A 12,749-nucleotide genomic window follows, 5' to 3' on the forward strand; every position below is an offset into this window, starting at 1 on the left:
CCACCCACTTCGTGACCGTTTCACCGAGCTAACGATGAGCCAGGAGCGGACGGGCGGCTAACGACCCGGTTGCGGACACAATTTTATCGACATCTTCCGCGTCAAAGTGCCGCAAGCCACCGCTTGAGCTCTTTTGGTCCGCGCAGGCGAATTATCTTGGCCTGATGACCTTCTAGTGCCTGCTCTGTGCGAGGACGCGGGCCCCGGTTCCAGAACAAGACGTAGAGGAAAAACTCTAGGTCAAAGCGTTCCGGGCAGCCTTCGGTCATGTCCGGACGTGTGGTGCCACGGTGTCGGAAGACTCTCAGCATCAGGCGCCAAAGGCAGAGGCCGATGGGAAAGTCGAGGTAGATTATCGCGTCTGCTCTCGGAAGACGGAGATCGAGCGTGCTGCCGTAATTACCCTCGATCAGCCAGCGATCAGTCGCTACGAGCGCACCCAGTTTTTCTCTCAACTCGTGTTTGTCGGTCTCTACCCATCCGGGTAGCCAGCCCAAGTGGTCCATATGGTAAATCGGAAGATGAAGCCGACCCCCAAGTTCCCGGGAAAGGGTGGATTTGCCTGAGCCACAGGGTCCAATGATCAAAACGCGCTGCAAATTGACCCCCGGTTAGAATGGTTTTGGACGTGATGGACGTGCCGACTCGTTCGACCTGCCATCCCCTACGCGTGCAATCCAACATCTATAGCAGTCAACTTCAGGCCCCGGCTGCCCAAAGTCCGCTTTTCACCCATCTAGCGACAGTTTTGCCGAGTTAGCGATGTGCCAGGAGCGGACGGGCGGCTAACGACCCGATTGCGGACAGTAGAGAATGGGGGCACAGGTGAGCCATGTCCCGCCCATTGCCGCTGCTGAGCTTCATTCTCTGTACTATCGTTTCGGGCTGTTCGCAGAATGCCAACTGTCGGAATTTGACACCTGCGCAATCGGTTTCCCTAGCGATTGAGCAAAAAGGTCAGATGCTTGAGCGATCAACACAGGCATACCGTAGGAATTTCGCATCTGATGTGGCGCGGTTAGCAGGCGATAGCACCGGTTGGGTCGCGAAAGTTTACTTCGAAGGCTAAGACGGTCGAACGCTTATCGCGATGATCGACACTGATTGCTATGTCAGTTGGTCAGAGCGTTGACCGCTTCCCACCCAGTTCCTGCCACTGCGGTTCTAGCTGCGACCGAACAAGCGGACATCGCGCCTTGGGGGGGGCTTCCGATCCCTGAGCTTTTAATTCTCAGGAGCGGTCCCAGTGCGGGTCAAGAGCGCTAACACAGTTTCTCGCCCGCGCGAGGCTTGTAAAATAGAGGCGGTTAGAGAAGTGAAGGAAGGTCTGTGCTCGCCCTGAATGCTTGGAAATGCATGTGGCTTCGGTGATCTTGCACCGAGCACCTCACTTGAAAAACAATCGACAAATATCGAATGCGCCAGCCGCTTACGCGCGCACCAATAGTGCACCCATTGGGGCATCTCGCATCAAAATGAGCCGCGAGCTCTCTATTTCAAGGAAGTTATGGCGGAGACGGAGTCCCCCATCCTTCGGTCCAGTGAGGTCCAGTGCGGATAACCCGCCAGTAGCAGGCTCCCCGATTCCCAAGCATCAGGTCGAAGCAGAAAGGCTGCGAGGTCCATTAGGGTCCAGCAGCTTCCAGTAACCATTGTGGGGAAAGGTGTGGGGAAGATGGCTCGACGCAGTCTAACCGAACGTGAAGTCAACCAGCTTAAACAGGAGGGCCGTCATTCGATAGGCGGCAATCTGATGCTACAGATTAGCGGTAGTGGTGGGAGGTCTTGGCTTGCCAGGATCACCGATCATCGTGGGAGACGTCGTGACATCGGTCTTGGATCAACCCGGGATGTAACTCTAGCAAGAGCTCGCGAGAATATCCGGATAGCTCGGGAAGCAGTGGCAGCTGGTCGAGATCCGATCGATGCTCTGAATCCTTCTCCAATGCCCACGTTCGAGCAGCTTGCGCGGCGACTCCATGCAGATCGCTGTCCGACCTATAGAAACGCGAAACACCGCATGCAGTGGATCAATAGCTTGGAGAAGTACGTCTTCCCACGCATTGGTGACCTCCCAATCGACAAGGTTGAAAGCTCGCATCTACTCGAAGCGCTTTCTCCGATCTGGCTCGCGAAGGAGGAAACTGCTCGGCGGGTGCTGCAGCGAGTTGCTGCGGTCGTAGCCTTTGCAGTGCCGTTGGGCCATCGTGCGCATGAACTGCCACTTGCTGGTATCCGACAGGCGCTACCTCGACAGAGACATACAGTGAAGCATCACGCCGCTTGTTCGGTTGGGGACGCTCCCAGTGTGTACCAGAAGGTTCGCGACCAAGCTGGCGGCACGGCTGGCTGTGCCCTGCAGCTAATATTACTAACGGCGGTTCGGTCAGGCGAAGCTCGGGGCGCGCGATGGTGCGAATTCGATCTGCAGGATCGTACTTGGATCATTCCAGGTGAGAGGATGAAGACGGGGCGAGAGCATCGCGTAGCGCTTTCCGATGAAGCGGTTCGGCTTTTGCAAACCGTCCCTAGGATCGAGAATAAGGCCGGGTTGGTATTTCCCAACTCCGTTGGAAAGCCGCTGAGCGACACAGCAGTATCGAAGGTCTTCAAGCGATTTGCACCCGGGTTCACTGTTCACGGGTGGCGTTCTACCTTTAAGGACTGGTCTACCACGGCAACGGAACATCCTGACGATGTTTCCGAAGCTGCTCTCGCCCATGTTGATACCAACAAAGTACGTGCAGCCTACAAACGGACTGACCTACTCGACAAGCGCAGGGCACTCATGGCCGATTGGAACCACTTCCTGCTAAATTGATAGGGAATTCTTCGCTCAGGATAGACGGCTATTGGGCCGATAGCGGCCAGTCCGGTTTCAGCTCTGCCATAGAGCGAACCTGCTGACCTGCCCCATTAGGATGGTCCACCGGTCAAGTTAGAGTTCAGGCGGTTATGGTCGCCCTGCTGGGCGGCCTGGAGCGTAGCGTAAGGCAGGTTAGTAGGGCGAGGCAAGATCGTTTGTGGTGCCGGGGGGTGGTATCCGAGCGATGAGTGCGGCAATCGCCGTCTTCCCCTTCAGGTCCTGCAGTCGGGCCGAGGCTTCTACCTCGGGGCAGCCGACGACTGCGGGCCGGTCAGGCGCGAGAGCGCTGAATACTGGCCCACCTTCGATGAAGCCGAAGCTGCGCTGGACAAGGGCCCAGATGCCTGGAGGCAACGTGAGCATCTATGACTTCACTGCATCGGTAACCTATTGACCCACTGTCATAGTTGACCGAAACGCGCTTCTTCCCAAATCCACTTGGGGCATGCTTAGGACTTACATGCAACACCTCATCAATGACGTAATCCTTCGCTTTAGCAAGGCTAGAGGCGCGATCGGGACCTATCTCCAGAGAAAGCGCTCAGCCTATGATGCCAACGTTCGTTCGCGGCCTCCTTCTCAGGTCACCAAATTTGACATCGTCGTGGTCGGGGTGATCGCGCTTTTCGTCCTTCTCAGCCTTCTCCCAGAGCGTGAGATCTCCTACGATGACCTCACTCAACGTGAAAAGAACGAACTCGCAGTCCAGCAGTGGGAGGATTACGTCGAAGAATGGTGTGCGACCGCCGACGAGGCTCCGTTCGACCCGAACTGCAGATAAACGCAGGAACATCCTCACCGTCGGAAATCCCCTCGCCCAACCCGAGAAGCGAAGGCCGACTTAATTACTGCTGACCGCTGTTACTACTCCAATTAGGAAAGTCATATGTCGCACCAACTCCCATCACCCCATCTGACGACGCTTTGATCGCGCTAAAGGTATGCCATCTTCAGCCAAATGCCGAGCCTCAAGCTAGCGGCCCATTTTAGAGAGACCATGCGCCTTCTTCCCATACTCCTTGTTGCTTTCCTTGCGGCATGCACAGATCAAGCTCCCAGCGCCGATCAGCCGCCAGCAGAAACTCACCAAACTCCCGCTCTGGAATGGACGAAAAGCCCAGATGGAGCGATGGTCGCGTTCTACAAGAACGTTTCCGCATACAAGTGTTGGCCCGACGGCAGCGATTACGACTGCCTTCAGGCCGTGGACCTGCATGAGCCTTATGAAGCACACATCCAAACTGCGGTCTCCTTCAGTCGCGGTAGAGTTTCAAAGCTACCCACTGAGGCGTTTGAGACTCTGGGGCCTTCGTCTCATGCACACTACAATTGCAGCATCGACGATGGAACGATGACGGAGCGTATCACCAGAAACGATCGCCTCTTAATCGAAGAATCCACTAGCTTTCCAACCCGATATTCATCGGCGTGGGAGGCCGCCTTCGTGAAGGACTTTTACTCCTCCAACAACCTGTCTGGCATTGAGGGGTATTTCAATTGCCCTGCTCTGGGCGAGGCGCTCTCTAGCGGTAGCCTTGAAACGCTTAACACCAACGTTATCCATCGGGCTTTGCTAGATTTCTTTCCGGCCGACCCGACTGACTTGATGGCCGAGTAGAAAGGTTCGCACAACCGCACCTTCACCTCCGTCGAAGACGAACTCGCTATTCTTCGCGAATGGGGTGTATTACGCGCCGGATGACCATCGCGATTTGGGGGAGATCAAATGAAGCGTTCTTTCGTTCTTGCAGCATCCGCCGCTTTTCTCGCGCTCTCCTCATCCCAGCCAGCGTCAGCGACGATTGAATACCTTGGCTGGCTGGCGGGAGCCCCGAACGAGGGCAACTGCATCATGGCCAAGGTCGATGATAAGAAGCTCACCTTGTTTCACTTCTCGCTGGCCTCGAGCTGGCAGTTGCAACTCGGCCGAACAGATTGGAACCTCGCTGAAGCCACCTACGACGACCTCTACTTTCAGAATGGCAGGGTCGCCAGCCGGGCGCTGGGCTACCAAACTGGAAGGGCTGGCGGAAAAGAGATCATCATCTCGCTCAGCGACTCCACCCTGTACTGGCTGCGGTCACAAGCTGGCAGCGAAACCAGTTTGATGAGTGGCGGCAGGTTCATCTCAGATTTCGACCTTAACCCGCCTAGCAAGGTTTGGACCGAATTCACGGAATGCGTGAGAGCGCTGAACGGCGTCAATCCCGCCGATCCGTTCCAGCGATAGCTGGAAGCATAGGGCCAGAAGCTCCAAACCGCCGGTCTTCCCTTGCCGGCGTCACACTGAGGAATGCCGCAAATGTCGCTCTTCCAGGCAAAACGAATTACTGGCGCGACTGCATTGCGGATCGCCCTGTGGGCGGTGTTCCCCTTCGCGGCCTTGTGGGCACTGATTTGTCTCGTCGTAGGCATGTCCTATGGCGCCAGCCTATTCCGGTTGGACAATCTCTGGCCGACGGTACTCTGGTTCATGATACTCGTGCTTCCGATCTGGATATTTCAGACCTTGCGATCGGCGGCCAATGATTGGCGACGGCTCGCAGTCACCTTGCTCTCAACGCTGGCATTCGTGACATTTTTCGTGCTCACGCAAGTGAAATAGAGCGGGCACCGAGCTTCGCTGTGAAACAGAAATCACGCGCCTTGCGCATCTTCGGCCTTGGCCTTCTCACCATAATGATCTTCGCGGCAACGCTCGGCTGGAGTTCGATCCTGGATGCGGTGTTTGGGCTCGCCTATTGCCTTGATGGTTATGGCCGATGCCCATGGCAATAATGTCCGCTAGCCGCCCCATCTCCCTCTTAAAAGCTGCCTGTCCGCTAGCGACCCGATTGCGGACATTAAGCTGTCGGTTTCGTCGCTCCAAAACCTGTATTGAGCGTATATGTGCGGCTTCCATCGAAGGATCGTTTGCATCAGACGCACCTCTGATGCCGTTATTGCCGGCCATATTTATTCCCAATCCAGAGCACCGAACAACCGGTGTTTCGGACAAAAGTGGCTATCGCGCCATCAATTGAGGGAATACGAAATGAAACAGATTATCACTATCGCGGCGATCCTCGTCGTATCCAGCGCGGCTTCGCCTGCCTTTGCGCAGGACAGCAAGCCGTTCCACGGCCCGTGGGTCGCCGCCAACATCGGCTACGACGTATTCGACGCCGACGGTTCCGACGAGGAGGATGGTAGCTCCGAAGACGGCATCGCTTACGGCGTTTCGCTGGGCTACGATTACAACTTCGGGAATTTCGTTGTGGGTGTCGAAGGCGAGATCGGCGACAGTTCTGTCAGCGCTTCGGAAACTGACGTACTCGAAGCCGGCGACGAACTCGCGCTGAAGGCCGGCCGCGACCTTTACGCAGGCATCCGCCTGGGCGTTCCGGTAAGCGATACGCTGCTCATCTATGCCAAGGGCGGCTACACCAACCAGCGTTTCAATCTCGAATACACTCTCGGCGGTGAAACCGAGAGCGAAGGAGACAACATCGACGGTTATCGCCTCGGCGCCGGGGCGGAAGTCGCTCTGGGCAAGGCCTTCGGTCGCCTTGAATACCGTTATTCGGATTACGGTGCCTTTTCGGACACCGATCTGGAAACCAACCGTCATCAGGTCATGCTCACTGCTGGACTTCGCTTCTGAGACCGTCCCGTCCCAAGGCCCTAAGACCTCAGAAGCGAGCCCGCCCGGAGCGATCCGGGCGGGCTTTTGCGTTGTGGCGACGCGAATGATGATGGTTTTCTGGTTGAGCGGAATTTACTCGCCGCCCGGGCCGATCAATTGCAGGACGTCCTTCACATAGCTGGGCCCGACCTGAACCACTACGCCGTCGCGAAGGACAAGAGTGAGACTGCCGCGGCCGGGCCGCTCGAGTTTTTCTACCAGCGAAGGACGGACGAAGGCAGAGCGATGGACCCGGAGCAGCGCCTTGGGATCGAGCTTTTCCTCCAGCGCGTTCATCGAAGCACGGTGCAGGTAGCTGCGCGTGGCGGTGTGGAGCAGCACGTAGTCCTTTGCAGCTTCGATCCAGTCGATCAAATCTACATCGAGCCGGATGTTCCCGTCGCGAACCGACACCCATATCTCGCGCGTATAGCGGCCCGTCTCTTCGGCGCAGGCCTTGCCGTGCGCTGCCGCTGCGACGAGGTCGATCCTCCTCTGGGCGCGGATAATGGCTTGGCGCAGCCTATCGAACCGAACGGGCTTCAGGAGGTAATCCGCCGCATCGACCGAAAATGCGTCGGGGGCGAAATGCTCGAACGCGGTGACGAAAATGATTTCCGGCCGTTCTGCCAATGGCAAGTCGGCTGCGAGCGCCATGCCGCTTCTGCCGGGCATCTGGATGTCAAGCAACACGAGATCGGGCCTCAGCTGCTCAATGCATTCCCGCGCCTGATCCGCGGTATTAGCTGTTCCGACCAGTTCGACGCCATCGATATCGCCCAGTAGTTCCTTCAGGCGATCAATCGCCAGCGCTTCGTCATCGACAATGACCAGGCGGAGCGTCATGCTTGGCCGAACTCCAGCGGCAGGCTGACGATCGCGATGAACCCTGCGTCGCGCTCGATGGTCTCTAGATTGCCCGCCATTCCATAAACCGCGGCAAGGCGCTCGCGCACGTTGCGCAGCCCTACACCAGTGCCCTGCGCTTCGGCATCGAGGGTGGGGCAGTCATTCTCGACCGACACGATAAGCCGGCCATTTCTCGCCCGGGCAGAGATACCAATGGTGACCGTCCGTTCAGACGGGGCGACCCCGTGTTTCACAGCGTTTTCGACCAGCGGCTGGAGGAGGAAATGCGGCATGCGCGCATCGCGCAGCTCGGGCGGACAATCAATGGCCACGGCAAGGCGGTCGCCGAAGCGTATCCGCTCGATCCCAAGATAGGCGTCGATCGTTTCAAACTCGCCTTCCAGCGTCTGCGGGGCATCGGGATCCCCGGACAGGGTCGCGCGCAGGAAATCGGAAAGCTTGGTCAGCATTAATTCTGCGTCTGCTCTCCTTCGCGTAATCACCAACGACGAAATTGAGTTGAGCGTGTTGAATAGAAAATGCGGATTGAGCTGATAACGCAGGGCTGACAGTTTTGCCTTGTTGGCTTCGCCACGCGCCTCTGCAGCGGAGGCTTTACTGGTCTGCAATTCGACTTCTCGCTGTCGGAACGCCTCAAGCTGGTCCAAGGACCAGAACGCAACTGCTATGAGCGAGAACTGCGACATAAAAATCGCAAAGTTTCCGGCCCACGCGATGGAATAGCTCAAATTTGGCGCCCCGTGCGTGAGGCCGAAAAGTCCGTAGATGCTATCGAATACCGCAATGTCGACTGAGGCCAGTGTGGCGGCTGTCACGACGACAGTTAGCCCATAGACAGCAATAGTAGCCACTGCCGAGAGTCTTCGTAAACGAGCTGTGAAGGCCAGCATTGTGATGGAGAATGCAAGGCCGATTAAAGAGACAGTCAAATGCGAGATTACTGCTGGAAGATCGAGGCCTCCGCGGATCAGATAGGGAAGAAGATAAAGGGACCCGCCTGCGAACCAAATCACAGCTACGAGAATGATGGTCCGGCGGCGGTGAGGCGCAAATGTTCTGGTCCGACTGCTTCCAGATTCTTGGGTGGAAATGACGAAAGTCGACGTCTGCGTGGATAGAGCTGACAATGTCATTCACCCAACGAACTGTTGGCGGGATCCCAGAATGCCGCGAGGGCAATTGCGCCGATAGTGATCGTGCGTGATAGGCCTTCGTTGGCCAGGTCCTCGATATATATAACTGGCGAGCCATTTAGCTCGATCGCGCCCACGGCGCGGCCACGTTTCTCAAAGACATATCCGATGGGAGAGGCCATTTCGATAGGCGACCCGGCAAGTTTGTGAACTGATCGAATTTGCACCGTTTCTCCACCCAGCGCAATCTCTCCTCGACGTTCGTATCGGTTAAGGGCGCCGCCGAGCCCGGTGCGCACTTCCTGCAGCTCGAACCGAGCGGGGATGCCGCGTCCATCAGCAGTAAATTCGCAGCGGTAGGACATGCGTTTCGGCTTGAATTCGGCGAATCCTAGATCGAGTACCTTCTCTCGCATGCGACAAAACGCCTCAATGCTAGAGGAGACGCCCGGCCCTTTGATCGTGAACTCGCTATGGCCCGAATTCTGGATGAAGGTGTCGAAATATGAGAACCGCTCTTCAGAACGCTCGTATCCACCGTACCAGTCTCCGGTGCGAAAGCGACCATGAGTCCATCCGCCGAAGCCATCGATTGGCAGCCGGGCAGACTGAGTAGCAAGGTTGGAAGGAAGCCGCATCTCGACCGGCTGGAAGGGCGAACATGCCGAAGTTAATGTGACCAAAATGATAGTAGATACAAGTTTACGCATCACAGTAGGTCCTTTTCCTCAACCGATAATGCAGGGTTGACGGTGCACAGGCAGCTACCGTGAGACAGAACTTTGGCTTTATGCTCGTAATCGCTCAATCCCGCCCTCACTGCGACGAAAGCGAACCCAACGTTAGAGATTTCCAGGCATCGCCCAAGCGCCACGGCTAAGTCGGCCATTCTGATCGCTCGTTTTATTGATGTCCCTCGGTGGCGAGGGCTGAGACTGAGAGTCGGCGAGAAAAGTGACCGCCCGCCCCTCCAAGCCAAATCACAAAGGATATCGCAGGAATAAGGCAGCCGCAGGCCGAATGCGCGTTTGAAAGCTGGGCCACTCTTGCGTCAGCTGAGCTTACCGCCCCAAATTTGATGAAGCACGCCCATCTGACTACCGAGCGTACCAACTCGCGCATATTGCCGAAGCTTCGTCTCGAAAAAGCCCAAGTTTGTCGACGGCCAGTTTTTGCGATGGAGTTGGTGTGTACCAGCGATAAACGATTTAGCGACAAGTTAACAATGGCTCCCTGCGGGGGGAAGCATCGGAATCGCCGTCGACAACGAAATTTGAGAGAATCCGAGTTATGCCCAAGGCTCTTATCGCGGGAGGATCGGAGCTGATCTCTGAGGAGCGAATAGTATGCTGTTGAGGTATATGATGTTCGTGGCGCTGGCCTGTGCCTCTGCAAGTTTGGCTGGGCAATCGCATGCACAAGAGACGGCAAACCCGTGGCGTTTGCTCGCAGAAAGAGATGCGCGGGCTGCGCTTGAGTTGGTCGAGGCCAACCATCCCGGTGCCGAAACATCGCTTAATGACACGGACTTCCTCGCGCGGCTCGACACGGCGCGCGCCAATGTTGAGAACCGACTTTCGGGGGTAGATAGCTATCCCGCCTACGATGCCCTTATGACCGGCTTGGCTGCGGAGTTCGGGGATCGTCACATCTGGTCCAATTCGCTTGTCGAGTTTCCCCATCGGGCATGGGCGGGGATCATTCTCTCACGGCGCGGCGGAAGTTGGGTAGTCGGAGCGCAGGAGCGCGGCCCGAACGATCCCGCGCTCGTCGGGCACAGGCTCATCTCCTGCGACGGGACTGAAGCCGAAAGCTGGGGTAAGCAGCGGATCGGCGCGTTCAAGGGCAATCCCGAAATCGAGGCCCAGCTCGCGGCCAACGCGGCGTGGCTGCTGGTACGCGACGGCAACCCGTTCCTGAGCAAGCCGGAAAGCTGCGTCTTCGAGTCTCCCGCTGGGGCCCGCGTCGAAGCGAGGCTCGATTGGCGGCAGATCACGGTTCCCAAAATCTATCCTTTCATCGAGCGTGCCGACGGAATGCGGCCGGCTGCTGGCATGGGCGTAAAGCCCTTCGATGGAGGCTACTGGATCCATCTAGAAACGCTGGAATCGAGCGCAGCCGAAGTGGTCGCCGAGGTCGAGCTTCTCCAGGAAGATCTGCGAGCCTCAACGATGGTCGTGCTCGACCTGCGTGGGAACGGCGGCGGGGACTCATCCCATGCCTTGGCGATCGCTAAACTGCTGGTGGGAGAAAAGGCGGCAACCGGACAATCGCAGCCGGTCGCGACATGTCGCGGTGCTTTCTGGCGCGTCTCCCAAGGAAACCTCGCGGCCCTGCGCAACTGGCGCGATCGGCTCAAAGGCGGCGACTCGCAGTCCTTCGCCTATGTTTCAGCACTGGTTGAAGACATGGAAGCGGGCCTTGCCGAGGAGCGCGCTTTTACACCGGCGCTGCCAGATTGCGCCAGCCGGAAACTGGCCGAGAACAATCGCAAGAGCGAGGAATTGCCTGTCTCGGAGATGGCCGGGCGCCTAGTCCTGGTCACCGACCGAGCCTGTTTCAGCTCGTGCTTGATCGCAGCTGAAATATTTCGACGGCTCGGTGCGCTCCATGTCGGCGAAGCGACCGATGTCAGCACGCGTTACATGGAGGTTCGCGAGGAACTCCTCCCCTCGGGCATTCGCACCTTCTCAACGCTCCAAAAGGTCGCGGTGGGCTCGGGCGATTATGGCCCCTACGAACCGGCTATCGTCTATTCCGGGGACCTGGCACAGACTGGTGAGCTCCAGAAGTGGGTGGCCGAACTTCGGTGAACCTATTCATCCTCCCCAGACGCTACCACCAGACCGCGCTGCCCTAATGTATGATCAGAGGATAGTTGAGCATGAAAGACATATGGTCTGATTGAGAAGCAAATTAGCTCTTGCTACCCGGACGACCGCTTTCCACCCATCTGGCGACGCTTTCACCGAGCTAGCAATGTGCCAGGAGCGGACGGGCGGCTAACGACCCGATAGCGGACGTTCCTGTCACCCCATTTCCCGTGTGCAAACTGTAGTGCAGTCCGTTAGTTCTCCTGCGTTTGCGATGATCGAGCTTTGCCGGGAGATGAGAGCCATGAGAGTACAACCAAAAGTCACTTTCTTTGTCGTTGCAATGCCACTCCTTTTTGGACTTTCCTCACCTAGCATCGCCCAGGAATCCCGATGGGGTTCCCCAGATGAAGACGATGTCAAGTTCATGATTGCAGCGGCTGCGAAATGGTCCGATGCACAATGTAGCCCTCAAGAGGGAATGCAAGACATCATTGCCGACGACTTTCAAGGCACGTTCACGAGCGGCCAGCGCTTCGGAAAGAATGAAGCAATTACGACTGATCCGGTCAAAGCAAGTTTGTCCCGTGATTGCCAAATCGGCGAAGTAAAGGTGCGGTTCTTTGGCAACTCCTATGCCGTAGCTTACGGTGCGGAAAACCGGATGCGCAAAGACCTCGAAGGCAACGAGGCAAAGCGATGCCAAATCTGGACCGACACATGGCTAAAGCGTGATGGGCGGTGGCAAATCATTGCGTCTCACGACACCGTTGTCTCGTGCTCCTAGTAATCGACGCCCGCTTTCCACCCAGTTCGTGCCAGCTTCACCTAGCTAGCGATGCGCTAGGAGCGGAGCAGCCGCTAGCGACCCGATTGGGGACATTTCTGGGGCGCGCGTTAGCCTTACCCAAATGGCCGTGCTTTGGGTCGGTCTTCAGCGATTGCGGGAAGAGCGAGCGCCAATAGCAAAGCAATGCCAGCAAACAGCGTAAGGCTCCAAGTTGCCCAGTCGAGAGCATACCAACTGCGTGCGCGTTCTTTCAATTCAGGATCGACCCAGTCATTATAACCACCCTCCGTAATGCGAGCGAACTCCGGCTCCAGAAGGATTCCTGCAAGAAGCCCACCTAAAATGAATAGGGCAAATGCGGTCACCATCAACCAGCGGCGGGAAGTCTTCCAGTTCGCAGCTAATGCAATTACGATCAAAGCAGCGGTGATCGGCGGCAATGTTTCCCAGAATGCGCTACTGTCGTAGCTGTATGCTCCTTCTAGCATCGCGAATGATCTAGGCGGTGCTTCCGTGATTGTGCTGACCAATACCGAGATTGCGAATAGCCCACCGCCAGCTTGCAGGAAGCAACTCGTAATCGCCGCCATCAGAGTAAGATTTCGAATGCTCA

Annotated in this window: 13 protein-coding genes; 7 read left to right on the plus strand and 6 right to left on the minus strand. The window is 57.0% G+C overall.

Annotation, left to right across the window (positions count from 1 at the left end; all coding sequences use genetic code 11):
- Positions 1-101: 101 nt before the first annotated feature.
- Positions 102-506 carry a P-loop NTPase family protein gene (locus tag GRI42_RS00005; protein ID WP_234033733.1) on the minus strand — a complete coding sequence of 135 codons (405 nt, stop codon included), beginning with the start codon at positions 504-506 and terminating at the stop codon, positions 102-104.
- Positions 507-1,675: 1,169 nt separating this feature from the next.
- Between GRI42_RS00005 and GRI42_RS00010 the strand changes: the two genes are divergently transcribed.
- Positions 1,676-2,821, plus strand: a complete 1,146-nt coding sequence (locus GRI42_RS00010; RefSeq protein WP_160606034.1) for a tyrosine-type recombinase/integrase — start codon at positions 1,676-1,678, stop codon at positions 2,819-2,821.
- A gap of 586 nt (positions 2,822-3,407) precedes the next feature.
- Here GRI42_RS00010 and GRI42_RS13905 read toward each other — a convergent pair.
- Complete coding sequence (locus GRI42_RS13905; RefSeq protein ID WP_234033735.1) at positions 3,408-3,665, minus strand: hypothetical protein; 258 nt, start codon at positions 3,663-3,665, stop codon at positions 3,408-3,410.
- Positions 3,666-3,824: 159 nt separating this feature from the next.
- Between GRI42_RS13905 and GRI42_RS00020 the strand changes: the two genes are divergently transcribed.
- The 4 genes from GRI42_RS00020 to GRI42_RS00035 all read left to right on the plus strand — a co-directional run bounded on the left by GRI42_RS00020 (position 3,825) and on the right by GRI42_RS00035 (position 6,509).
- Positions 3,825-4,484, plus strand: a complete 660-nt coding sequence (locus tag GRI42_RS00020; RefSeq protein WP_160606036.1) for a hypothetical protein — start codon at positions 3,825-3,827, stop codon at positions 4,482-4,484.
- A gap of 108 nt (positions 4,485-4,592) precedes the next feature.
- A complete protein-coding gene (locus tag GRI42_RS00025; RefSeq protein WP_160606037.1) occupies positions 4,593-5,096 on the plus strand; it encodes a hypothetical protein in 504 nt (167 codons plus the stop codon).
- Positions 5,097-5,168: 72 nt separating this feature from the next.
- A complete protein-coding gene (locus tag GRI42_RS00030) occupies positions 5,169-5,471 on the plus strand; it encodes a hypothetical protein (RefSeq protein ID WP_160606038.1) in 303 nt (100 codons plus the stop codon).
- A gap of 429 nt (positions 5,472-5,900) precedes the next feature.
- Positions 5,901-6,509: an outer membrane protein gene (locus tag GRI42_RS00035; protein WP_160606039.1), complete on the plus strand. Its 609-nt coding sequence runs from the start codon at positions 5,901-5,903 to the stop codon at positions 6,507-6,509.
- Positions 6,510-6,623: 114 nt separating this feature from the next.
- On the opposite strand, the gene GRI42_RS00040 is transcribed toward GRI42_RS00035, so the two are convergent.
- From GRI42_RS00040 to GRI42_RS00050, 3 genes are all read right to left on the minus strand, one after another.
- Positions 6,624-7,376, minus strand: coding sequence for a LytR/AlgR family response regulator transcription factor (locus tag GRI42_RS00040; RefSeq protein WP_160606040.1), 753 nt, complete (start codon positions 7,374-7,376; stop codon positions 6,624-6,626).
- Positions 7,373-8,413, minus strand: a complete 1,041-nt coding sequence (locus GRI42_RS00045) for a sensor histidine kinase (protein WP_160606041.1) — start codon at positions 8,411-8,413, stop codon at positions 7,373-7,375. Before GRI42_RS00045 ends, GRI42_RS00040 begins: the two co-directional genes overlap by 4 nt.
- 116 nt (positions 8,414-8,529) lie before the next feature.
- Positions 8,530-9,243: a VV20781 family protein gene (locus GRI42_RS00050; protein WP_160606042.1), complete on the minus strand. Its 714-nt coding sequence runs from the start codon at positions 9,241-9,243 to the stop codon at positions 8,530-8,532.
- A gap of 636 nt (positions 9,244-9,879) precedes the next feature.
- On the opposite strand from GRI42_RS00050, the gene GRI42_RS00055 reads away from it, so the two are divergent.
- Both GRI42_RS00055 and GRI42_RS00060 read left to right on the plus strand, forming a co-directional pair.
- A complete protein-coding gene (locus tag GRI42_RS00055) occupies positions 9,880-11,346 on the plus strand; it encodes a S41 family peptidase (protein ID WP_160606043.1) in 1,467 nt (488 codons plus the stop codon).
- Between the two features lie 304 nt (positions 11,347-11,650).
- Positions 11,651-12,133: a nuclear transport factor 2 family protein gene (locus GRI42_RS00060; protein WP_160606044.1), complete on the plus strand. Its 483-nt coding sequence runs from the start codon at positions 11,651-11,653 to the stop codon at positions 12,131-12,133.
- 116 nt (positions 12,134-12,249) lie between these two features.
- Here the strand turns inward: GRI42_RS00060 and GRI42_RS00065 are convergent.
- Positions 12,250-12,749: hypothetical protein (locus GRI42_RS00065; RefSeq protein WP_234033736.1), on the minus strand; the 500-nt coding region annotated here is incomplete at its 5' end.

This window comes from Qipengyuania gaetbuli (genome assembly GCF_009827315.1).
Lineage (GTDB): Bacteria > Pseudomonadota > Alphaproteobacteria > Sphingomonadales > Sphingomonadaceae > Qipengyuania > Qipengyuania gaetbuli.